Origin of the sequence: Microbacterium sp. MM2322, from assembly GCF_964186585.1 — a bacterium.
Taxonomy (GTDB): domain Bacteria; phylum Actinomycetota; class Actinomycetes; order Actinomycetales; family Microbacteriaceae; genus Microbacterium.
Genome location: NZ_OZ075067.1, coordinates 2,543,782 through 2,566,719 on the forward strand (window position 1 = coordinate 2,543,782; position 22,938 = coordinate 2,566,719).

At 69.0% G+C, this 22,938-nt stretch carries 20 protein-coding genes; 10 read left to right on the forward strand and 10 right to left on the reverse strand.

What is annotated here, in order from left to right:
* A complete protein-coding gene (locus ABQ271_RS12405) occupies window positions 1–369 on the reverse strand; it encodes a response regulator (RefSeq protein ID WP_349309053.1) in 369 nt (122 codons plus the stop codon).
* A gap of 87 nt (window positions 370–456) precedes the next feature.
* Here ABQ271_RS12405 and ABQ271_RS12410 point away from each other — a divergent pair, with 87 nt between their 5' ends.
* The 6 genes from ABQ271_RS12410 (at window position 457) to ABQ271_RS12435 (ending at window position 8,986) form a co-directional block, all read left to right on the forward strand.
* Window positions 457–2,100 carry an ATP-binding protein gene (locus tag ABQ271_RS12410; RefSeq protein ID WP_349309054.1) on the forward strand — a complete coding sequence of 548 codons (1,644 nt, stop codon included), beginning with the start codon at window positions 457–459 and terminating at the stop codon, window positions 2,098–2,100.
* A 79-nt stretch (window positions 2,101–2,179) separates the two neighbouring features.
* Window positions 2,180–3,691, forward strand: coding sequence for a sugar transferase (locus tag ABQ271_RS12415; protein WP_349309055.1), 1,512 nt, complete (start codon window positions 2,180–2,182; stop codon window positions 3,689–3,691).
* A 42-nt stretch (window positions 3,692–3,733) separates the two neighbouring features.
* The gene (locus ABQ271_RS12420) at window positions 3,734–5,371 is read left to right on the forward strand and encodes a HAMP domain-containing sensor histidine kinase (RefSeq protein WP_349309056.1); all 1,638 of its coding nucleotides are present in this window, start codon (window positions 3,734–3,736) and stop codon (window positions 5,369–5,371) included.
* Window positions 5,368–6,498, forward strand: coding sequence for a hypothetical protein (locus tag ABQ271_RS12425; RefSeq protein WP_349309057.1), 1,131 nt, complete (start codon window positions 5,368–5,370; stop codon window positions 6,496–6,498). The genes ABQ271_RS12420 and ABQ271_RS12425 overlap by 4 nt, the downstream gene beginning before the upstream one ends.
* A gap of 37 nt (window positions 6,499–6,535) precedes the next feature.
* Window positions 6,536–8,335 (forward strand): DUF4012 domain-containing protein, encoded by a 1,800-nt coding sequence (locus ABQ271_RS12430; protein WP_349309058.1) that lies wholly within the window; start codon window positions 6,536–6,538, stop codon window positions 8,333–8,335.
* 93 nt (window positions 8,336–8,428) lie between these two features.
* Window positions 8,429–8,986, forward strand: a complete 558-nt coding sequence (locus tag ABQ271_RS12435) for a cell wall protein (protein WP_349309059.1) — start codon at window positions 8,429–8,431, stop codon at window positions 8,984–8,986.
* A 1-nt stretch (window position 8,987) separates the two neighbouring features.
* On the opposite strand, the gene ABQ271_RS12440 is transcribed toward ABQ271_RS12435, so the two are convergent.
* Window positions 8,988–9,683, reverse strand: coding sequence for an endonuclease/exonuclease/phosphatase family protein (locus ABQ271_RS12440; protein WP_349309060.1), 696 nt, complete (start codon window positions 9,681–9,683; stop codon window positions 8,988–8,990).
* Window positions 9,684–9,713: 30 nt separating this feature from the next.
* Between ABQ271_RS12440 and ABQ271_RS12445 the strand changes: the two genes are divergently transcribed.
* On the forward strand, window positions 9,714–10,721 hold the full coding sequence (locus ABQ271_RS12445; protein ID WP_349309061.1) for a glycoside hydrolase family 6 protein: 1,008 nt from the start codon (window positions 9,714–9,716) through the stop codon (window positions 10,719–10,721).
* Window positions 10,722–10,785: 64 nt separating this feature from the next.
* The gene (locus tag ABQ271_RS12450) at window positions 10,786–11,838 is read left to right on the forward strand and encodes a response regulator (protein ID WP_349309062.1); all 1,053 of its coding nucleotides are present in this window, start codon (window positions 10,786–10,788) and stop codon (window positions 11,836–11,838) included.
* A 169-nt stretch (window positions 11,839–12,007) separates the two neighbouring features.
* On the opposite strand, the gene ABQ271_RS12455 is transcribed toward ABQ271_RS12450, so the two are convergent.
* The 3 genes from ABQ271_RS12455 to ABQ271_RS12465 all read right to left on the reverse strand — a co-directional run bounded on the left by ABQ271_RS12455 (window position 12,008) and on the right by ABQ271_RS12465 (window position 15,384).
* Complete coding sequence (locus ABQ271_RS12455) at window positions 12,008–13,705, reverse strand: glycosyltransferase family 2 protein (RefSeq protein ID WP_349309063.1); 1,698 nt, start codon at window positions 13,703–13,705, stop codon at window positions 12,008–12,010.
* 20 nt (window positions 13,706–13,725) lie between these two features.
* Complete coding sequence (locus ABQ271_RS12460; protein ID WP_349309064.1) at window positions 13,726–14,562, reverse strand: fructose 1,6-bisphosphatase; 837 nt, start codon at window positions 14,560–14,562, stop codon at window positions 13,726–13,728.
* A 195-nt stretch (window positions 14,563–14,757) separates the two neighbouring features.
* On the reverse strand, window positions 14,758–15,384 hold the full coding sequence (locus tag ABQ271_RS12465; protein WP_349309065.1) for a hypothetical protein: 627 nt from the start codon (window positions 15,382–15,384) through the stop codon (window positions 14,758–14,760).
* A gap of 230 nt (window positions 15,385–15,614) precedes the next feature.
* Between ABQ271_RS12465 and ABQ271_RS12470 the strand changes: the two genes are divergently transcribed.
* Window positions 15,615–16,184, forward strand: a complete 570-nt coding sequence (locus ABQ271_RS12470; RefSeq protein ID WP_349309066.1) for a hypothetical protein — start codon at window positions 15,615–15,617, stop codon at window positions 16,182–16,184.
* Between the two features lie 75 nt (window positions 16,185–16,259).
* Here the strand turns inward: ABQ271_RS12470 and truA are convergent, their stop codons facing one another.
* The 3 genes from truA to ABQ271_RS12485 are packed head-to-tail and all read right to left on the reverse strand — an operon-like array spanning window position 16,260 to window position 18,908.
* The gene (truA, locus tag ABQ271_RS12475; RefSeq protein WP_349309067.1) at window positions 16,260–17,102 is read right to left on the reverse strand and encodes a tRNA pseudouridine(38-40) synthase TruA; all 843 of its coding nucleotides are present in this window, start codon (window positions 17,100–17,102) and stop codon (window positions 16,260–16,262) included.
* 23 nt (window positions 17,103–17,125) lie between these two features.
* Window positions 17,126–18,031, reverse strand: a complete 906-nt coding sequence (locus tag ABQ271_RS12480; RefSeq protein WP_349309068.1) for a PfkB family carbohydrate kinase — start codon at window positions 18,029–18,031, stop codon at window positions 17,126–17,128.
* A gap of 34 nt (window positions 18,032–18,065) precedes the next feature.
* Window positions 18,066–18,908 carry a universal stress protein gene (locus tag ABQ271_RS12485; protein WP_349309069.1) on the reverse strand — a complete coding sequence of 281 codons (843 nt, stop codon included), beginning with the start codon at window positions 18,906–18,908 and terminating at the stop codon, window positions 18,066–18,068.
* Window positions 18,909–19,103: 195 nt separating this feature from the next.
* Here ABQ271_RS12485 and ABQ271_RS12490 point away from each other — a divergent pair, with 195 nt between their 5' ends.
* Complete coding sequence (locus tag ABQ271_RS12490; protein WP_349309070.1) at window positions 19,104–21,050, forward strand: acyltransferase family protein; 1,947 nt, start codon at window positions 19,104–19,106, stop codon at window positions 21,048–21,050.
* A gap of 217 nt (window positions 21,051–21,267) precedes the next feature.
* On the opposite strand, the gene rplQ is transcribed toward ABQ271_RS12490, so the two are convergent.
* Window positions 21,268–21,828 (reverse strand): 50S ribosomal protein L17, encoded by a 561-nt coding sequence (gene rplQ, locus ABQ271_RS12495; protein ID WP_349309071.1) that lies wholly within the window; start codon window positions 21,826–21,828, stop codon window positions 21,268–21,270.
* Window positions 21,829–21,883: 55 nt separating this feature from the next.
* Entirely contained in the window at window positions 21,884–22,873 is a 990-nt protein-coding gene (locus ABQ271_RS12500) for a DNA-directed RNA polymerase subunit alpha (protein WP_349309072.1), read from the reverse strand.
* Window positions 22,874–22,938: the final 65 nt, after the last annotated feature.

The following is a 22,938-nucleotide window of genomic DNA, read 5'->3' on the forward strand; positions in this document are numbered from 1 at the left end:
TCAGACCACGTCGAGCAGCGACGCGACCCGTTCGCGCAGCTGGCGGGGTGTGAACGGCTTCACGACGTAGTCGTCGACGCCGGCGGCCTTTGCCTGTGCCACGTCCTGGGGCGATGACCGGGCGGTGAGCATCATGATGCGCGTCGACGAGAAGTCCGGGTTGGCGCGCAGAGTCGAACAGACCTCGATACCCGTCTTGATCGGCATCATCCAGTCCACGATGACCATGTCGGGATGCTGCGCGTAGGCCACTTCGAGACCGGCACCGCCATCGTGCGCGACCTCGACGTCGTGACCGACGCTCGACAGAACGTGACTCAACAGCGACGCAACGTCCACATCGTCTTCCACCACCAGGACTCGTGCCACGCCGGCCCCCTAGGGTGACGCGCCGATATAGACATCGGCGCTGGGCTCGACACTACACTGCGCACGCCCGCGCTGTACGGTGTACGCGTGACGACACCCACGACAGCGGGGAAGGCGCCTTCCGCGCCGTCGTCGCGCACTCGGCGATGGGTGTTCTGGACGTCCACTCCGATCGCCATCGTCGCGCTCAGCCTCGCCGGCCTCACTCTGCAGGCACCGGCTCTTCCCATCGCCTGGTGGTGGCCCGCTGCGGGCGCGTGCGCCTGGTTCGCTCTGCGCGCACAGCGCGGCGAGCGCCGCTGGGCTCTCGTCGCCACCTTCGTCGCCACGACGATCGCCAACGCCCTCTCCGGCCGGCCCTGGCCGCTGGCTCTGCTGTTCGGCCTCTCCAACACCATCGAGATCGCCGTCATGCTGGCCGTGCTCGGGCGCGGCGTCGACGGTTTCCGCCTCACGACACTCACCCGTGGCGTGCGTTTCGTCGCAGCAGCGCTCGCCGCCTCCGCAGCGCTCGGAATCTCGATCGCGACCGCAGCAGCACTGGTCACGGGGGCGGCCTTCCTTCCCACCGCGATCGTCGCCTTCGCCTCGCACAGTTCCGCCATCATGCTCATCGGCGGGCTCGCCATCCTCCCGCCGCGAGAGGCCAAGGTCCCGCAGGCCATCGAGATCGCCGTCCACGCGGCCATCGCTGCCGCCACCCTGTTCCTCACCTTCGGACCAGGTGGGGAGACGAGCCTGAGTTTCCTCGTCTTCGCGGTCCTCGCCGCCGGGTGTCTGCGCTTCCCGCTGCGCACGGCGATCTGGCAGTCGCTTCTCATCTGCATCGCCTCACTGCTGTTCACCCTCAGCACCGGTGGCGCGTTCGGTTTCGACATCACCGCATCCCGCACCTCCCCCGTGAACCTCGTGACCTTCATGAGCACGGTCGGCGTCTTCACCCTCCTCGTCTCCGTCGCCCGATACGAGAGCCGAGCGAACGCTGCTCTCGCCCTCAGCGCGGCTGAGGAGAGGGGCGAGGCCGAGCGCGCCCGCGCGGCGGCCCTCGCCACACAGCTCGATCTGCAGCGGCAGCGCGAAGACTTCGCGACCACCACCAGCCACGAGTTGCGCACCCCTTTGACGAACATCGTCGGCTACACCGACCTCCTGCTCGACACCGGTCTCGACGACCAGCAGCGCGGTTGGCTGGCAAAAGTGCGCCGCGGCGCCGATCGCCTCACCGCACTCGTCGACGGCCTCATCGAAGCGCGCGCACCCGGCGCACCCGACGCGGTCGCGGTCGACTCGCTGATCAGCCGGATCCGCGCCGCACACGCCGGCGAAGCCGCCGCGCGTCACGCGTCGATTTTCGCGGCGCCGAGTGGGCTCATCGCTCGCGCCCACGAGGCCGACGCGGAGCGCGCCCTGTCGAGCCTCGTCTCGAACGCGGTCACCTTCGCGGAGAATGGGGCCGTCATCATCACCGCCGCCCGCATCGACGACGACATCTGGATCACGGTGATCGATGACGGTCCCGGGATGACCGCCTCAACTCTCCGTCACGCGTTCGATCGGTTCTACCGCGGCCCCGAGGCAGCAGGGCGCGAGTCGGGAGGACTCGGACTCGGACTCGGCAGCGCCCGCGACCTCGCCCGCCGCAACGGCGGCGACGTCACTGTGTCATCCGACACCGGCCACGGCGTCTCCGCCGTCCTCCGGCTGCCCGCACTGACGAACGACGACACATGACGCATTCGTCACGTGCCCGTCATACGCCACTGCTAGCGTCCGTCCCACAGATGCACCTCTCGCGGGGGATGGCGGAATCATGGCGACCACGATGACAATCGGTTCGGCGGGCAGCGACGACACGACTGCGCGCGTTCGCCGCGAGGAGCCGGTGAAGCACTGGCGAAGGACGTACGCCCGACGCCTGTGGGCGAGCGATCTGCTGGTCCTGATCTGGGTCGTCTTCGGCACCCAGATCGCGTGGTTCGGGCTAGGCGCGGCCGACCTCGCCATCCGCACCAATCGCGTCGCCGGCGAGATCTCGTACTGGACTTTCTCCGCGGCGCTGATCCTTCTGTGGATGCTGACGCTCAGCCTCGCCGATACCCGAGACCACCGGGTCATCGGCGCGGGGAGCGCGGAGTACGCGCGCGTCGCGCGCTCGAGCGTCACCCTCTTCGGCGTCGTCGCGATCGTCGCCTTCCTCACCCAGGTCGAGGTCGCGCGAGGATTCCTCCTCATCAGCCTGCCCCTCGGCATCCTGATCCTGCTGTTCGAACGGTGGCTCTGGCGGCAGTGGCTCATCGCCCAGCGACGCAGCGGCGCCTTCTCCGCGCGAGTGCTTCTCGTGGGGTCGCGCCGGTCGGTCGTCGACATCGCGAACGAGCTCATCCGCACCCCGAGCGCCGGTTACCACGTCGTCGGAGCCTGCGTCCCCGGCGGGATGGTCGCCGACAGGGTCGAGGGCACCGACATCCCGATCATCGGCTCCCTCTCGGCATTGAGCGACGCCATGACGACGACCGGAGCCGACACGGTCGTCGTCACGAGCACCGACGAGCTCCCCGCCGACAAGGTCAAGCAGATCTCGTGGGGTCTCGAAGCCGGCCGGCAGCACCTCGTGCTCGCTCCCGGCATCGCCGACATCGCCGGCCCCCGCATCAGCAGTCGTCCCGTCGCGGGGCTCCCCCTCCTCCACGTCGAGACACCGCGTTTCAGCGGCGGCCAACGGGTGGTCAAACGCGCCATGGACGTGGTGGCCGCCTCGCTCGGCGTCGCCGTCATCAGCCCGCTCCTCGCCTTCCTCGCCATCGCCATCCGCCTGTCGAGCCCCGGCCCCGTGCTGTTCCGGCAGAAGCGGATCGGGCACGGCGGGCGCGAGTTCACCATGCTCAAGTTCCGCTCGATGGTGACCGACGCCGAGGACCGTCTCGCCGCCCTCATGGAGCAGGAACGGGATGCCGGCAACACGGTCCTCTTCAAGATGAAGAACGACCCGCGCGTCACCCCCATCGGCCGCATCATGCGCCGGCTCAGCCTCGACGAACTGCCTCAGCTGTTCAACGTCATCGGCGGGTCGATGTCGCTCGTCGGCCCCCGACCTCCGCTCCCCCGCGAGGTCGAGTTGTACGGCGAACACGTCCACCGCCGCTTCCTCGTCAAGCCCGGCATCACCGGGCTCTGGCAGGTCAGCGGCCGGTCGGCCCTGTCGTGGGAGGAGTCCGTGCGCCTCGATCTGTCGTACGTCGAGAACTGGACGCTCGTCGGTGACTTCGTCATTCTGGTCAAGACCGCGCGCGCCGCACTGGCCCCGGGGAACACCGCCTTCTGACGCCGTTCCCGGATCCGTGCCACACTGGCGACGGAGCCCTCTATGCCGACGATCGAAAGCCGCTGGGCCGACAGTCAGCTGATCGGCACCCGCGTGCGGTCCGTGTGGCAGTGGCAGCTGATCTTCACCTTCAGCGTCGTCGTCATCACCGTCGCCGTCGGCATCCTCGACGTCGCACTCCTGGCAACGCCCGGTTTTCTCGTCGGCATCCTCGTCATCATCGTCTCCTCGATCGCGACGCTCGTGACCCCCTGGGCCCGCACCCCGAAGCACGCCGCTTTCGTCCTGCCCGTCGTCGACATCGTGGCCATCGGCTTCCTCACCCTCAGCGAGCCCAACCTCGGCTATCTGTGGGTCTTCCCGATCGCGTGGATCTCGAACTACTACGGCACTCTCGAGATCGTCGCGTCACTCCTGGCCGTCGCCCTCATGAACCTCGCCGACCCGACGCACTGGGACTTCTCGCCGCGGGTGATCGTCGAGTTGCTGATCATCCTCCTCGCGCTCGCGTTCCTCGCCATCACCATCTCGGTCGGCGCCCAGCGCATCCGCGCGTTCCGCCACCTCGCCAGCAACCAGGCCCGACGGTTGGCGACCACCGTCCACCGGGTGCAGTCCGCCGAGCAGCGCGTCAACGCGATGTTCGACTCGATCTCCGTGGCACTCGCCCGGGTCGCACGCGGCGGCGAGATCATCTCGGCCAACGCCACCTACCGCGAGCTGTACTCCCTCGACACGCAAGATCTGCGGTTCCCCGTCGGCGGCGCCGTCGAGTACTCGGGGTATCGCGGCCGGGCGCTCACGCCCTCCGAAACCGCCGTGGCGCGGGCCGGCCGCGGCGAAGTGGTCGAGCAGGAGCGCCTCTGGCTCTTCGACCGCAGCGGAACGTGGCGCGCCCTCAGCCTGTCGATCCGCTCCGCCGGGCCGAACTCCGTCGGCGAGGAGACGTTCGTGGTAGAACTCGAAGACCTGACCGCCGGCTCCGAGGCCGCCCGCGAGCGCCCCGACCTCACCCGGACCGTCGCCCATGAGCTGCGGAACCCCCTGACCGCGATCCTCGGGCACGCCGACCTCCTCATCGAAGGCGAGCCACTCACCTCCGCGCAACAGGACCACGTCGACGTCATCGAATCGGCCAGCGAGCGCATGCTCACCCTCATCCAGGGGCTCCTCGCCCAGTCGACGGATGCCGACGACCCCCGTGCCCGCTTCGACGTCGCCCAGCTGCTCGCCGCATCGATCGAGGCGTTCGAGCCCGCGGCATCCGCGTCGGCCCTCACGATCGATGCCGTCGTCGCCGCGCCGCTCGAGGTCGACGGCGACGAGTTCCGCCTGCGGCAGGTCATCGACAACATCGTCAGCAACGCCATCAAATACAGCAATCGCGGCACGCTGCGCGTCGCCGCCGTGATCGACGACGACGGGTGGGTCGCCGTCTCGATCGCCGATGAAGGCATCGGCATGTCGCCCGACGACGTCGAACGGGTTTTCACGCCCTACTTCCGCGCGCAGACCGCGCAGGAGGGCGGCGTGCCGGGCACCGGTCTCGGCATGGGCATCGCGCGCGACATCGTCGAGAGCCACGGGGGTAGCATCACCGTGGAGAGCGCTCTCGGACGCGGGACGACCGTCACGGTCCGTCTCCCCGCCGCCGGCCACGGAGAGGGGGACGACCAGTGACGCACGTCGATGTGACCATCGTCCTCGTCGCCTTGGCGACGGCCTGCACGATCATGATGCTCGGCCTCGGCTTCCTGCCGTTCCCGGGACGCGCGGCATCCATCTGGTCGGCGGGCTTCGCCCTGGCGATGCTGAGCTGCTACCTGCTCGTGGCGGCCGACGAGATCGACTCCTCGGCCCTGCGCGGCGCCGCGCACGGACCGATCCTCTGCGCAGCCGCCTACGTGTGGGTCGGCCTGCGCGCGCGCCGCTCCCGCGAGCCGATCATGCTGCTCCCCACGATCGTGGTCTTCAGCGCGTTCACCATCGCGCTCGGCGTGACGGCCGAGACCCCCGCCTACGGTGCGACATTCCTGGTCGTGTTCGTGACGGCGGCCGCAACGGCAGCGCTGTCAGCAGTGGAATTGCTGCGGCTGCGCAAGGCCGAGAGGGAGATGGCGCTCCCCCTCCTGGTCGCCTCCTTCGGCTTCGTCGGACTCGGCGGCATCGTCGCCATCGATGGGATCACCCGCCTGATCCAGGGGACGATCGGGCAGTCCGAGGCGGACATGAGGGACCTCTACGACGTCAACGAGCTTGTCGCCATGCTCTATCTCGTCTGCGCCCTCGTCAGCCTGCTGTACCTGGTGCGTCGCGGCGCGCAGAAGCCCGAGCAACAGCACACGATCGACTTCTTCAGCATCGCCCGCGACCGCCTGGCGCGGGCGAAAAATGCCGGAGACCGCTGGTGGTCCCTCCTCGATGTACGCCTCGACGATCCGACGGAACTTCTCGATGCCTCGAGCGGGCGCGCCTTCCAGCGCATCACGGCGCGTTTTGCGAACGACATCCGTGAGGTCATGCCGCCCGAAGCCGATCTGCACGCGGTGTCGCCCACGCAGATCCTCGTCCTCCTGCCGCGGCCCGACACCGCCGTCCGGGGCTATCTCTCCCGTCTGCTGGAGCAGATCGGAACGCTGACCGAACAGCCGGCCGTTCCCATCCGGCTCTCCGCGAGCATCGGTGTCGCTGCTGCCCCCCTCGCGGACTACGACCTCGACAAGCTCGTCGCCGCCGCGGCAGAAGCCGCCGCCCACGCGCAGATCTCGGGCGGCGATCGCTGGGAACGCGCAGTCTTCGCCCCCTGACGCACTCCCGCGGGCGCACCACCGTAGGATCGTGCCGATGCCCGAGACTTTCCTCCCTCCCGCCGCTCGCACGGTCGGCCGTGTCGTCGTGTGGGTCCTCGGCCTCTCACTGCTGCTGCTGGTCTTCGCGATCGGATGGATCGGCGTGCGCGGCTATCTCGCCTACGACCATCTGTCGACGGCTCAGCGGCAGGCTCCCGCGATCGCCCGCGACATCGGCAACATCGCCGCGGCCAGCGACGCGATCGACGAGCTCGCTCGCGAGACGTCCGCCGCGCGCGAGCTGACCTCCGACCCCATCTGGCAGGGCGCCGAGGGCGTGCCGTGGGTGGGGCCGCAACTCGCTGCCATCGCCGACGTCGCCGCGGCCGTCGACGACGTCGCGTCCGGCACCGCCCGCCCCCTCGCCTCGGTGGCCGACGGGTTCGGCACCGAAGCCTTCGTGCCCGTCGACGGACGCATCGACACGTCGGTCTTCTCGGCCCTCGCTGAGCCCGCCTCACGCGCGGCCGTGGTCGCGGCATCCGCTCGCGACGACGTCGCCTCGATCGACCGGGCGCCCCTCGTCGCACCGATCGCGAAAGCCGTCGACCAGCTCGACGGGCTCCTCGACCAGGTCGCGTCCGGGACGGACGCCCTCGCCCGTGCGAGTCAGCTGCTCCCGTCGATGCTCGGGGCCGACGGTCCGCGCACTCACATGCTGCTCGTGCAGAACAACGCCGAATGGCGGAGCCTCGGCGGAATCGTCGGCTCGATGACCCCGCTGCAAGCGGATAAGGGGGCGATCACCCTCGGTGATCAGATCCAAGCCCGCGCGATCGATTCCTACCCCGACTCCGTGGGCGACCTCGGCGACTACGCGGCGATCTACAACGCCAAGCCCGGTCGGTTCTTGCAGAACATCACCCAGGTCCCCGACTTCAGGTTGACGGCCCAACTGGCGCGCGAGTTCGCTGCGCGCAATGACGTCAAGATCGACGGCGTCATCTCCATGGACCCCGTCGCGCTGTCCTATCTGCTCGATGCGACGGGCCCCATCGAACTACCGACGGGCGACACGCTGACCAGCGCCAATGCCGCCGAGTTCCTTCTCAACGGCGTGTACCTCCGCTACCCCGAGGCCGACCAGCAGGACGTCGTCTTCGCCGCCGCGGCGAGCGGCGTCTTCGCCGCTCTGACGCGAGGCGACGTGAACCCCGGAAAGCTCGTCGAGGCACTGGCCCGCGCAGGCACCGAACACCGCCTCTACCTCTGGAGCGCGAAAGAAGCCGACGAAGCGGTACTCGCCGGCACCACGTTGGCGGGCGCTCCTCCGGAAGGCGACTCCGACACGGCACGATTCGGGGTCTACTTCAACGACGGCACGGGTTCCAAGATGGACTACTACATCTCCCCCGAGGTGACGCTCGGGTGGTCCGGCTGCGGTTCCGGTTCGACCCCGCGCACCCTGTCTCTGAAGATCACCCTGACCAGCACGGCTCCCGCAGACGCGGCGACCGCCCTGCCGGACTACATCACGGGCGGCGGCACGTACGGAGTGCCCGAGGGGACCGCGCGAACCGTGGGCGAGGTCTATCTGCCGGAGGGCTTCCAGGCCACGACGTCGTTCACCTCAACCGGTCGAGGCTTCGGCGGCGGGATGGTCGGGGACCGACAGGTCCTCTCCTACTCCCTCGATCTGAAGCCCGGCGAGTCGCAGACGGTGTCCATCGACGTCGTCGCCGACACCGACATCCGCTCGGCCGAGGCCTGGGTGACACCCACCGCGGACGCCGCAGTGTCGCCCGTCGTCCGCGCCTCTTGCGAGTCGAGCGGGTCGGGCGCCACCCTCAACTGATCCGCTTCGTTGCGCACACGTCACCGCACGGAAATCCCAGGTCGGAGCCCCTCGGTTACACTCAGGTAAGCACCCGGCCCGAAAGCAGCACCCATGCGCCGTTCCCCCCGCGCCCTCCTCACCGTCCTCCTCCTGACAGCGATGGCATTCGGCGCGCCCGCAGCCGCGAACGCGTCGACGCTCTACCCGCCCGTAGACGCCTGTTCATCGGATGCCGCGGGCGCAGGCCCGGGCGACACCATCACCTTCTCGTGCGACTCGAACACGTTCGGCGCCAACGAGACGGTCACGGTCACGGTCACGGGCGAGAACGGCGCCGGAGCGACGTTCGCCATGGTGCGCATGGCCACCTCGACGGCGAGCGCGCGGTTCCAGTCCGATGCCGAGGGCATGCTGCCGCCGGTGCGGATCACCCTGCCCTCCGACGCCCGCGGCGTCTACAACATCGCCGCCGTCTCAGCGACCTCTGCCGGCGGCACCTCGAGCGCCGTGATCGACACGAGCGACAGCAGCGACCCGCTCGTGCGAGCCGGGTTCGACGGCAACCAGCTGATGGGCCTCTGGATCGGCGCGGGGGCACTTCTCGCCGCCGGCGCCGTCATCCTCGTCGCGGCGAGTGTGCGACGCCACCGCGACCGCACCGACGACTGAGTCAGGCGACGTCCGACGCCTTCCGCTGGATGGGCTTCGCGGTCACCATGATCGGCAGATGGTCGCTCGCGCCCTGCGGCAGCGTCCGCACCTGCTCGATCTCGAACCCGCTCGACGTCGCGAAGTCGTAGTAGCCCTTGAAGAACTTGTAGCGCGTGTAGGTGCGCGAGTCGCTCAGGCTCAGCTCGTACCCGCTCTCGCGGATCACCTGCCCCAGGTTCTCCTTGAAGACGGGGTAGTTGAAGTCGCCGACCATGAGGATCGGTGCCCCCTTGCCGAGCGTCGAGAGCTCGCGAAGCGCGGCGCGGATCTGATGCCGCCGCAGCGAGTTGAGCGCCGTCAGGGGAGCAGCGTGGAACGAGGCGACGATGAAGTCGGTGCCCGAATCGATGTCGCGCAGGTTGAGCCCCAGCATCCGCTCGTCCGCCGGCTTCAGGACGATGTCGTGCAATGACTTCTTCAGCGAGAAGGTGCGGCTGGCGCCGGCGCGGAATCCGTTCTCGCGGTAGTAGATCGCCAGGCCCAGCCGGTTCGACCGCGTCGCATCGGCGAGCACGAGACCACCGATGCGCTCGGGCATGTCGGTCGTGTCCACTTCTTGCAGGCACAGCACATCGATGTCGTAGCGGCGCGCCAGCTCGACGAGTTCGCCCGCTGCGGCGTGCTTTCGCAGGTTGTACGAAACGACGGTGATCATCGAGCATCAGCCTATGACTAGAGTTCAAGAGTGGCTCCCAGGAAGCTGCGGATGCCGCCGGCCCGCCTACTCGTCCCCGTGGCGATCGTCGTGGCCCTCGTCCTCGTCCTGGTGCTCATCGGATTCGTCGGCGGCGCTGTGACCCGCGGCATCCACGCCCTCACCGCTCAGCCCCCTCACGTGGGGACGACCATCATCGCGCCGACCCAGGCGAAGGCCGCCGCGTCCGCCCGCGACCTGACCGGTGACGAGAAGGATGCCGCCGACTACCTGGCTGCGCAGCCCACCGCCTACTGGCTGACCCCCGAGCAGGACCCCATCGGCACCGCCGGCGGCACCGTGCTCGACCTCATCGCGCAGGCGCGCGACCAGAATCGCTCCGTGGCCCTGGTGGTCTACGGTCTGCCCGGCCGCGACTGCGGCAACCATTCCGCGGGCGGACTGTCGGAGGAGGATTATCCCGTCTGGCTGGGTGAGATCAGCGCCGCGCTCGACACGGCGCCCGAAGTCCAGAAGATCGTCGCGCTCGAACCCGACAGCATCGCGCTCTCGCAGGAGTGCGGCAACATCGCCGAACGCGCTCGTCAGCTGAGTACCGCCGTCGACGAGCTCACGACCGCGAACACGTGGATCTACATCGACGGCGGTCACAGCAATTGGCTGCCGCCGCAGCAGATGGCCGACCTGATCCGCCAGACCGGAGTCATCGACCGCGTCCGTGGATTCGTCACGAACGTGTCGAACTATCAGTCCTCCTCCGACGAGTTCGCCTACGCCGCGTCGCTGTCGTCGTTGCTCGGCGGAGCGCACGCGATCGTCGACACCTCCCGCAACGGGGCCGCCACCTCCGACGGCGAATGGTGCAACCCGCCCGGTCAGCTCGTCGGCGACCCCGGCGGAAAGTTCCACGACGACGTCGTGGACACGAACCTCTGGATCAAGCCCCCCGGCGAGAGCGACGGCGAGTGCGCGGGCGGACCTGCAGCGGGCGTCTACTGGCCGGAGGCCGGAGTCGCCCTGACCCAGGGCGTGCGATGAGCCCGACAGGGCGCTGTGTAGCATGAGGACCGACGTGAAGACTGGGATGGGGGGGCAGAGAACGATGAGCGATTCGATGTCGATGCAGAAGACAGCGGTCATCGTCGAGGACGATCCCGACATCCGCCACCTCATCGTCGAGGTGCTCGAGGCCGCAGGCTTTTCGACGGTCTCCGTCGGCAACGGAATCGACGGTGTCCGCGCCGTCCTGTCGTACCAGCCGCTCATCACGACGCTCGACGTCAACATGCCCGGAATCGACGGGTTCGAAGCGGCCCGCCGCATCCGTGCGCAGAGCGACACCTACATCATCATGATCACCGGACTCGAAGAAGAGGCCGATGTCGTCCTCGGTCTCGGTGCGGGCGCCGACGAGTACGTCGTGAAGCCCTTCCGTCCACGTGAGCTGCGCGCCCGCGTCGAGTCCTTGCTGCGCCGACCGCGCGCGACCGGGACGACCATGGCCGCCGCGCCACGACAGGATGCCGCCGGCCCGTCGTTCCCCGGTGCTCGCCCCGCCGCGGCACCGCAGTACGACGCCGCCCCGACATCGCCCGTGTTCGACGAGCGCATCATGTCTCCCGTCTACCCCGAGCAGCAGCAGGCCGCCCCGGGATCCGCGGTCGTCGTCCCGCAGCACGGCGGACAGCAGTACGGCGGCCAGCAGTACGGCGGCCAGCCGCAGCACGCCGGTCAGCCGCAGGGTGTTCCGCCGCAGGGCGCGCACCCGGGTAATGCGGTGGCCCCGGCATCCGCCACCCCGCCCGTGGGCGGCGCGGGCTGGGCGATCCACCGCGATCTGGCCGTGCACGCCGAGCACCGTGTGGTGCTGGTCGCCGGTCGCGAGCTGACCCTCACGCGGACCGAGTTCGACCTGCTGTCGACGCTGATGGAGTCGAAGCGACGCGTCCGCAGCAAGGCCGACCTGACGCTGGTGCTGCGGGGCGAGTCCTACGTCACGAGCTACTTCGTGGGCGAGGCCGACAAGCGCGCGATCGAGGCGCACATGACGAACCTCCGCCGCAAGCTCGGCGACAACCCGAACAACCCCCGCTACATCGAGACGGTCCGCGGCGTCGGTTACCGCCTGACCAGCGAGGCCGTCGCGAGCGCCTGACCCGCCCGCCGCGCCGTGCGCGGATGCAAGGGATTCTGCGCGACACCCCGCTGATCCGGCCCGGCGCCCGGCGCGTCGCCCAGAATCCATTGCAACGGCTGACGCCCCGGGAACAGAAGAACCCCCGAAGGGATGCCTCCGGGGGTTCTTTCGTGCGTCGAGAGCGGGGTCAGACCTTGAAGCCCTGGTGACGCTGGAACAGCTTGATGGCCATCGTGAGGGTCTGCAGCACCGTCACGACACCGACGATCGGCCAGCCGACCCACAGGATCGCGGACTGGGTCACCGGGTCGAGCAGGTTCCAGATCACGGCGATCGCGACCGCGACGATGGCGAAGATGATGAACGGCGTCCAGTGGCCGAAGCTCACGCCGCCCTTCTCGGCTCGCGCCTGCAGCGCCCAGTTGTCGACCTTCTTCTTGGAGAGGAATCGGGTCCACGATCGGATGAAGTGACTGATGCGGATCCACATGAAGATCTCCGCGGGGAACAGCAGCACGGCGAAGGCGATGTCGCGGGCGTTCGCTTTCTGCATCGAACGCGCCATGCGGAAGTTCAGTCCGGCAGCCACGAGGGGCGGCAGCAGCCACCACGGCGAGAAGACGAACGCGTTGATCGACAGCGACGCGATCAGGAGCGTGATGAACGCGACGCGGACGAAGAAGTTCGTGAGCATCGAGAACTGCTCGAACCAGCGCAGACGCAGGTTGGGGTGGAAGGGCTGCCCCTTCGTGTCGCCGCGCTGACCGGGCCACATGAGCTCGATGGCGCCGTACGTCCACTTGACCTGCTGAGCGTCGTAGCCCTTGAGAGTCGTCATGCCGCCGACATCCGCTCGCGCGAACGGGCTGATCTTCGTGAGGTAGCCGGCCGACTTGATCTGCAGCGACAGCAGCGAATCCTCGACCTCGGAGTCCTTGACCCACGGCGAGTTCTGGTGGTTCTCCTTCATGATGTCGCGGAGCGCCGTCGTCGAGAAGATCGAGAACTGTCCGCCGAGAACGGCCATGTTGCGCCCGCGCAGCAGGTTCTGCATGTTGAATGCCGCGAACTGAGTGCGCTGGCCGGCGATCAGCCACTTCGCGATGAAGCCCTTGATGGGCCGGTCGTCGATCGTGTAGATCGCCGAGATGCCACCGATACGCGAGTCGGCGACGGCCTCGTTCTCGAGGTACTCGACGGCGCGGCGGTCGGCGGTCGTGTCGCCGTCGACGCCCAGGAGGTAGTCGTACCCCTCGACGAGGGCGTAGCCGTAGTTGAGCGCGCCGACCTTCTTGTCGGGGTTCTTGCCGATGTCGTGGACGAAGACCTCGGTGAACTGCAGACCGAGCTCGGTCTCGACCTCGTGAGGCCCCGAGAACTCCGACGCGATCTTCACCGTGTCATCCGAGGTGTTGTTGACGACGATGTGGATGACGTCGGGCACGCGGCTCTGCTCGAGGAGGGAGCGGATGACGTCCGCGATCGACTCGGCCTCGTTGTACGCCGGCACGATGCACCCGATCGTGGACCGGTGGACGGACGTGTTCTCGAGGACGGAGGCGAAGTCGTCGGCGAACTCGTCGACGGGGACGAGCGCACCGGCACCAGCTGGGTCAGCGGCGAAGCCACCGGCCTGCTGAGGTGCGGCCTGCCAGGAGCCCTCCGGCGGCGCCTGCCACGAGCCCTGCGGGGCCGCCTCCGGCCACGTCCCGGTCGGCTGCTGCCACTGCGCGGCGGCGGGCTGCTGCCCCGCCGGAGCGGCGGGCCAGGCGGGCTGCTGCCACTGCGGCTGCTGCGCGGCCTGCGGGTCTTGACCCGGCCACGCGCCGACCGGCGGCTGCGCGGGCTGCCAGCCCTGCGGGCCGGGGATGTACGGACTGGTCACGTCGGTTCCTCGAACTGGATTCACGGAGTGGTGGGACCGCCGGTACCGCCGGTCGAAGTCCAACCGTCGGTTCCCGTAGTTCCCTGAGTGGTGTCCTCCGACGACGTTCCGTCGGACGATCCCCCCGTGGATCCGTCGGTCTCTGTCTCCCGAGGATAGATCGCAATCGGGATGACCGGGTAGACCGTCTGCTGCGCGAACGACTTCTCGTCATCCGCGGTGCCCTCGACCCAGATGTCGAGCGCGAATTGCAGGGTGATCCCGTAGGTGTCCTGCGGAAGCTGGTTGATCGTCGTCTCGGGGACGAGGAGTCCGCCCTGGAAGCTGTTGATCAGAAGGCCGCGGCTCGAGCGGATCGTGTCGGTCGGCACGAGGGTGCGCGGGTCGGCGCTGAACTGGAACGGCGAGCTGACCTGGTTCGAGGTCTGCGCCGTCTGCGAGCTGATCGTGACGTTCGACAGGAAGACGCGGCGCTTCTGCTTCAGGACGGCCTTCTCGTCGACGCGGGTGTCCTTGACGTTCACGGCGAAGCCGAAGGTCTTCGGGTTGTCGGGGTGCCACTCGCGGGTGCGCTTGGAGTCCACCGCCCAGAAGTCGAGGATGATCTGCAGCCCGTCGGCGATCTCGTACGTCATCTGCACGGAGCCGTCGTAGGTGAACTGCGAGTCGAACGGCATCTCGGCCGTCCCCGCAGCCGGAGTGGCGTTCGGCGCGGGCGTGGCCGCCGCGTTGTTGCTCGACCCGGACATGGAGTTGAAGGCCTCGACGACCTGCGCACAGCCCGACAAAGAGACCGCTGCGACGGCCGCCAGGACGACGACGGCCAGACGGCGGCTGGCTAGGGGACGGATGGGCATGCGCGAACCTCGTTCGATCTGAAGGATGGAGGGCACCAGCGGCGGGGTTCGGGTCACCGCCGCCAGTGCCACGTCTTTCACGGTAGGGGCGCTGACCCCCGTAAATACGGCACTTCGCGAAGCCTCGCGGCTGCCTTTACCGGATCTTGAGGTTCTTGAGGTTCCGCGGGGCGCCGGATTCCGGCATCCGGAGCCTTACCCGTCGGTACCGGATGCCGCCTGCTGCGCGATGGCGACCGTGACCGTGTCGGTCGCGGTCTGCTTCGCGTACTCATCGGCTTTGGGCTTCGTCTGCACGAGGAAGTCGTACGTGAACTGCAGCGTCACGTACGTGGCGTCTGCGGGCACCTGGCCGACGTTGAAGGTCTGCGAATAGCTGTACGGCTTCAGGACCAGGTAGCCGTTCTTGACCGTCGCCTCGTCGACCTGGGGGGCGAGGGCGGTGAACGTCTCGTCCGCGTTGGCCGGAACGGCGAGCATCGTCGCCTTCTGCAGGTACACCTTCTGGCCGTCGTTCGGCGTGATCGTGGTCACGAGCGACAGGCTGACGGGCTTGACGGCGTTGGGCGTCCAGCGATCCATCCGTAGGTCCGACCAGTAGTTGACAGCGACCTTCACGGCTCCCGCGTTGAGGTCGCGCTGCGTGGATCCGCTCGACAGGTCGTTCTCGACGGGAGGTGCGACGACGACCGGAGGCGCCGACGATTCGACGGGAGCCGTCGGCGCGGGGCTCTGCAGCGCCCACGGCGAGGGCCCGCATCCCGACAGGACGACGACAGCGCTCAGCAAGGCTGTGGCCGCGGCCAGACGCATGGTTCTCATCCGCATCATGACCCCTCCCCGCGGTGCCGTCAGTCTATAAGGCTGGATGCCGGCCGCCGCCCTCGCGCGATGTGACGAAGTGCGGCGTTGTTTACCAGACCGAAACCCGATTACCTTGCCGATCCTGAGCGATTCCTGGATACTGGCTATGTCCAACCAACGAGGGGCGGTCGGTTGGATCTTTTTTTGCCGTCCATGCCTCGTACTCCCGACGACCGAAAGCAGTCACCATGAAGAACAAGATCAGCAAGGCATCGGCGGCTCTCGCCCTTGCCGTCGCGGCGGTCTTCGCGGCACCGGCCGTCGCGAGCGCCTACACCCCCGACCCCATCGTCGTCTCCGCGCCGGGCGCCCTCACCCCGGGCGCTGCCGGAACCGTCAGCTTCACGGACTTCGCACCCAACGAGGGCGTGACCTTCACCCTCACGGGTGAGAACGCCTCCGGCGCAACGCTCGCTTTCGTTGCGTTCGCGGTGGAGTCGACCTCCGTGACGAAGGATGCCGACGCCGAGGGCAACGCCTCGGTCGAGGTCACTCTCCCCGAGAACGCGTCCGGCTCGTACGAGCTGAGCGCAACGGGCCAGGAGAGCGGAACCGTCGCCTCGACGACCATCCAGGTCGCCGCAACGGGCTCGGGCACCGGCACTGACGGCGGCAACGCCGGCGGCGGCGGCGTCCTGCAGAACACCGGTTTCGACGGTGACGCACTCCTCGGCCTCTGGGTCGGCGGCGGCGTCCTCGTTCTCGCCGGTGCGAGCATCGCGGTCGCCACCTCGGTGCGCCGCGCTCGTCGGGCATAAGGCACTCGCGAACCATCGCAACAGGAACTCCCCCCGGGTCACGGCCCGGGGGGAGTTCCTTTTCGTGTGCGGAGCCTACGCGTCCGGCGCGCCGAGCTCACGGCGAGCGCGGGTCTGCTCGGCTCGTGAGGCCAAGAGCTCATCGGCGGGGTAGCCGACCTCGGTCAGCGTCAATCCGCGCGCAGCGAGCACCTTGATCTCGTTCGTCCGCGCGAGCTCATCGCGGATCTCCGCCGCCCGGCTCACCTCGATCCGCCCCTCCCCCACCGCGACGCACGCTCCCACGAGGGCGCGCACCATGCTGTGGCAGAACGCGTCGGCCTTGACCGATGCGATCAGGATGCCCGACTCGTCGCGGCGCCAGCCGTAGTCGAGCAAGGTCCGGATCGTCGTCGCCTCCTCGCGCGGTCTGCAGTAGGCGGCGAAGTCGTGGAGTCCGCGGAGGCTGCGTGCCGCGGCATCCATGGCGTCCACATCGAGGGATGCCGGTACCCAGGTCGTCCGGCCGCGTTCGAGCGGGTCGTAGCCCGTCGTGCGGTCAGCGATCCGGTAGGCGTAACGCCGCCACACGGCCGAGAAGCGCGCGTCGAACCCCTCGGGAGCGACGTCGACGCGGTGCACGGCGACGTCGGGGTACGGGCCCAGCACGCCGTTGAGGCGGGCGGCGAGCGCCGTGGGCTCAGGGTGACGCCCCGACAGCAGCCGACGCTCCTGCCCCTCGGTGAGATCGAGATGGGCGACCTGCGCGGACGCGTGCACCCCGGCATCCGTCCGACCGGCCACGACCAGGCGGGGGTCGCCGCCGAGGATGCGCGCGAGCGCCGCCTCGAGCGTGCCCTGCACGGTGCGGAGGTTCGGCTGGCGCGCCCAGCCCCGGAAGTCGGTGCCGTCGTAGGCGAGATCGATCCGCAGGCGCACGATGTCAGCCTATCCGCGGCCGGTCAGAGCGCCGCGTCGACCTCGGCCCGGGTGGGCGGGTTCGCGCCCGCGCGGGACACGGTGATGCCCGCCGTCACCGCGGCACGACGAAGTGCGCGGTGCAGCGCATCGGCGTCGCCCGCGAGCAGGTCCGCGTCGTCCACGAGGCTCGTGATGAGACTCGCCATGAACGCGTCGCCGGCTCCGATCGTGTCGGCGACCTCGACCGAGAGCGGGGCGACGTCCACCGGTCCCGCCGGACCGAGCGCGAGCGCTCCCTCTCCGCCGCGCGTCATCACGACGACGCGCGGACCGAGGGCGGCGATGGTCTCGAGCACTTGCTCGGCGGGCATCCCGGGATAGAGCACCTCACCATCCTCGTCACTGAGCTTCACGAGGGTCGCGCTCGCGAAGGCGCGCTCGGCGACGGGCAGCGGGTCGTCACCGACGAGCGCGGGTCGAACGTTCGGGTCGACCGTCACGATCCGGCCGGCGCGACGCGCACGCTCGAGCGTCGCAAGGGCGACCTCTCCCCCCGGCGGGAGGAAGAGCGCGATCGAACCTGCATGGACGACGGATGCCGCACCCGCGGCCGCATCCGCTGCGGCGGCGTCGAGCGCCCACACGATGTCGAAGTCGTACGCGGCCGACCCGTCGGGACGCAGTCGCGCCCGCGCGGTGGACGTCGCGGCATCCGTCCACGAGGACTCGTCGATCGCGGCGCCCGACGCCGTCACCTGATCGGCGATGCGGCGACCGCGGTCGTCACGGCCGAGGCGCGTGAGAAGGGTCGCCGAGATCCCCTGCCGGGCGATTCCGACGGCGACGTTGGCGGGGCTGCCGCCGACGAACTCGGCGTCGCCACCCTCGTGTTGGACGATGTCGATCAGCGCCTCGCCGATGACGAGGACGGTGTCGGTGTGGGTCATGCCTTCACTTTCGCACGTCGCCCGGACTTCCGCGTCACCGCACGACGGCGGTCACCGTGGGAAGGCGCGACAGCAGCTCCTGGCTGATCGATCCGAGGAGGAACCGCGCGAGTGCACCCCGCCCATGCGTGCCGACGACGACCATGCGCGCATCGGCCGCGATGCTCGCCAGAACGTGCGACGGGTGTCCGCGCTCGACCCGTCGAACGATCCGCAGATCCGGGTAGCGGGAAGAGAGCCCGGCGAGCGACAGCGACAGAACCTCCTCCGTCGTCGACTGCATGTTCGCGAGGTACAGGTCGGGGTAGACCTCCATCGCGTTCCGCGGCGTGTGCACCGGCGTCCAGACGCTTACCGCGATGAGCGGCTCACCGAGACGGTCGGCTTCGGATGCGGCGAACTCGATCGCGTGCTCCGAGACGGGCGAGCCGTCGATCCCGACCACCACGCCCATCCCCTCACCGAGATCCCGATCCGGGATGACGACGACGGGGCACGTGGCCCCCGCAGCGATCCGGATGCCGTGGACGCCGCGGGCGGGGCCCGTTCCGGCACCGCGGTAGTCGCTTCCGATGACGAGCATGGCGGCACCCGACGACGCTTCCACCAGCTTCGTGACGGGGTTGCCCGATTCGACTCGGGTCGACACGGGGACACCGGCATCCGTCACCCGCTTCGCCTCGCCGTCGAGCAGCTGCTGCGTCGCGGTCTGGGCCGCACCCAGAACCTCGGCTTCACCAACGGCACCGATCGCCCCGCCCACGACCGAGACGAGCTCGATCGCCTGCCGCCGTCGTGTCGCACGCTCGATCGCCCAATCGACGGCTCGGCGCGAGACCGATGCCCCCGTGACTCCGACGATGATGTTGCCCGCCATGATGTCCGCCTCTGCTGAGGGACGACGCGCCTTCCGGATCGCGGTGACGTCTGCGGCGCTCGTCCGTGTCTCGGTGATGCCAACCTATCCCTCGCCTCGCCGCGCCGGAAGGGACCGGGGCGTCCTCAGGATGCGTCTTTAGACTGAACGCGGCATTCGCCCGCCCCGGCCCCGACCTCGATGCCTCTCCCCGACATGACCCGAACCACTCCTGCGCGCCTGTCAGGACTCGACGGACTCCGTGCTGTCGCCGTCCTGCTCGTCGTCGTCTACCACCTCTTCCCGGTGCTGCCGGCGGGTTTCCTCGGTGTCGATGTGTTCTTCGTGATCTCCGGGTTCCTGATCACGACGCTGCTCGTGCGCGAGCACGACGAACGCGGGCGTATCGGCCTGATGGACTTCTGGCGCCGCCGGGCCCGTCGGCTGCTGCCGGCGATCGGCGTGATGGTGCTCGTGTGCGCCTCCCTCGCGTGGATGGTCGGCGGTGACGTGCTCGTCGGCCTCGGCGGCCAGTTGGCCGGTGCCGCGACGTTCGCCTACAACTGGGTCGCCGTCGCCGCAGGCTCGTCGTACTTCGGGGGCGGATCGTTCGACTCCTCCACGCCGGAGCTGCTCCGGAACCTCTGGTCTCTCGCTGTCGAAGAGCAGTTCTACCTGCTCTGGCCGCTCCTGCTGCCGCTCGTGCTGATGTTGAAGCGCGGGCGGGTCCCCGTCGCGATCGCTCTCGCCGCGGCGTCCGCTCTCGCCGCCGTCGTCCTCTCCGGCGACGACGCGACACGCGTGTACTACGGGACCGACACGCACGCCTTCGGGCTGCTCATGGGGGTCGCGCTGGCCTTCGCGCGGCCGTCCGAGCGAGCACGCGGCGTTCCCGCGGGGGTCGGCGCGCTCGCGATCGTCGCGATCGCGACGCTGGCGTTCGTCACCCCGGGACGCGGTGCGGAGACCTTCCCCGGCCTTCTCCTCGCGGCATCCGCCCTGACCGTCGTCGCGATCGCCGCGGCGGTCCGTCCCGGGTCGCGCCTGGGACGCGTCCTCGACGTCGCACCGCTTCGCTGGGTGGGCGAACGCTCGTTCGGCATCTACCTGTGGCACTGGCCGCTCGTCGTCCTCCTGACGGTCGCGACCACCCGCTCCTCCCCCGACGTCGCCGTCCCGGTCGAGGTCGCCCTTGCCACGCTCGTCCTCACGGTCGTCGCGGCGGAGGTGTCGTACCGCTTCATCGAGCAACCCGTCCGGCGCCTCGGCTTCCGGGCTGCGCTCCGCGGTGTCGGCCGCGCCTTCCGCGGCGGCCCGGTCCGCCGTCTCACGGCCACCACGGCGGTTGCCGCCGGCATCCTCATCGTCGCCGGAACGACGGCCGCCGTTGCCGACGCACCCCGTATGGCGTCGAGTGAAGCGGTCGTCGTCAACGGGCAGGCCGCGCTCGCGGCGGGAGCGGGCGCCTCAGAGCACCCGACCCTTCCCGGCGCTGCTCTCCGCCCCGGCGACCCGCTGCTGCGACCCGAATGCCCCTCGGCGCACCTCGCCGACGAGGACGGGATCTGCACGCCGCCCGACGGCCGCCCCTCGCCTCCGGCGCCCGCTCACGTGGCTGGCGCCCGTGTGACCGCGGTGGGCGACTCGGTCATGCTGGCCTCCGCCGGCGGACTCCTCGACCGGATGCCGGGAGTCGACATCGACGCGAAGGTGTCACGCTCCATGAGCGCCGGCGTTCGCATCGTCGACGATCTCGCCACCCGGGGCGAGCTGCGCGACTACGTCGTCGTCGGGCTCGGCACCAACGGGTCGATCAGCTCGGACGAGCTGGTGCGCCTGAAGAAGGATGTCGGCCCGAAGCGCACCCTCGTCCTCGTGACGGCTCATGCGCCGCGCGATTGGATCTCCGGCGTCAACGCGGAGCTCGAGGCATTCGCCGCGCACACGCCGGGAGTCGCGATCGCCGACTGGTCAGCCGCGATCTCGCGTCACGAAGACTTGTTGGCGGGCGACGGCATCCATCCCGGCGCGACCGGCGGGACGCTCTACGCCGATGCCGTCGCCGACACGATCGACAGCGTCGAGAACAGACGCGCCGAGCTCCAGTACCGCCTGGAGCTCGCGCAATGGGCCGTCGGCCACACCTTCACCACGCCGCGCTGATCTCCCGGTTCCGGTCGCTGGCTTGGGGTCGCCGCGCTTTCCGTCGACATCATGTCCTCTCGCCGAGAACACATGATGCGCACGCGCATACCGTGTGTCCTCGGCGAGAGAACATGATCCGGACAGCGGATGCCGGGGCTCAGACGCCTCGCGGGGACGAGAAAGGGCCCGCCCCGAAACGGGGGCGGGCCCTCGGATTCCCTCCGAAGAGGGAGTCTTACTTGGCTTCGTCGGCCTTCTCGTCCTCGGACGCGGCAGCATCCTCGGCGGCGGCTTCCGCAGCGGCACCCTCAGCGGGCGACTCGGCGCCGGCGTCCTCAGCGGACACCTCTGCCTCGGTCTCCTCGACGGCGGGCTCCTCGGCGGCCGGCGCAGCGGCGGCCGGAGCAGCCTTCTTCGTCGACTTGGCCTTCGGCGTGACGGGCTCGAGAACGAGCTCGATCACAGCCATGGGGGCGTTGTCACCCTTGCGGTTGCCGACCTTCGTGATGCGGGTGTAGCCACCCTCACGCTCGGCGACCAGGGGGGCGATCTCGGCGAACAGCTCGTGCACGACGCTCTTGTCGCCGATGACCGCGAGGACGCGGCGGCGGGCGTGCAGGTCGCCGCGCTTGGCGAACGTGACCAGACGCTCGGCGAACGGACGCAGGCGCTTGGCCTTGGTCTCGGTCGTCGTGATCGACTTGTGCGTGAACAGCGAGGCGGCGAGGTTCGCCAGCATCAGACGCTCGTGTGCGGGGCCGCCTCCGAGGCGGGCACCCTTCGTGGGCTTGGGCATGTCAATTACTCCTGGGGAAAAAGTCAGTCAATGGACTCGGCGGGCCGAGATCCGATCAGACGGTCTCGTCGTCGTAGCCGCCGTAGAAGTGCGCGCCGTCGAACCCGGGAACCGAGTCCTTCAGCGACAGACCGAGCGAGACAAGCTTGTCCTTGACCTCGTCGACCGACTTCTGACCGAAGTTGCGGATGTTCATGAGCTGCGTCTCCGAGAGGGCGACGAGCTCGGACACCGTGTTGATGCCCTCGCGCTTGAGGCAGTTGTACGAGCGAACCGACAGGTCGAGGTCCTCGATCGGCATCGACAGCTCGTTCGTCAGAACCTCGGCGACCGGCGCGGGGCCGATCTCGATGCCCTCAGCCTCGACGTTCAGCTCGCGGGCGAGACCGAACAGCTCGACGAGCGTGCGACCGGCGGACGCGACAGCGTCGCGAGCCGTGATCGACGACTTGGTCTCGACGTCCAGGACCAGCTTGTCGAAGTCGGTGCGCTCACCGGCACGGGTGGCGTCGACGCGGTAGCTGACCTTCAGAACGGGCGAGTAGATCGAGTCGATCGGGATCTGACCGGCCTCGGCGTACTCGTTGCGGTTCTGGGTCGCCGACACGTAGCCGCGGCCACGCTCGATCGTCAGCTCGAGCTCGAACTTCGCCGAGTCGTTGAGCGTCGCGATGACCAGGTCGGGGTTGTGGATCTCGACACCCGCCGGAGCGGAGATGTCTGCAGCCGTGACCTCGCCGGCACCCGTCTTGCGCAGGTACGCGGTGATGGGCTCGTCGCGCTCGCTCGAGACGACGAGCTGCTTGATGTTCAGGATGATCTCGGTGACATCTTCCTTCACACCCGGGACGGTGCTGAACTCGTGCAGCACGCCGTCGATGCGGATGCTGGTGACCGCGGCACCCGGGATCGACGACAGCAGGCTGCGACGCAGCGCGTTGCCGATCGTGTAGCCGAAGCCCGGCTCGAGGGGCTCGACGACGAACCGGCTACGGAAGTCGCCGATCTTCTCCTCGGTCAGAGTGGGACGCTGTGCAATGAGCACTATGTGTTCCTTTCAGTCACGTGACCGCTATATGACACGTGCAGTTGGTGAAGTGTTGAGTTGTG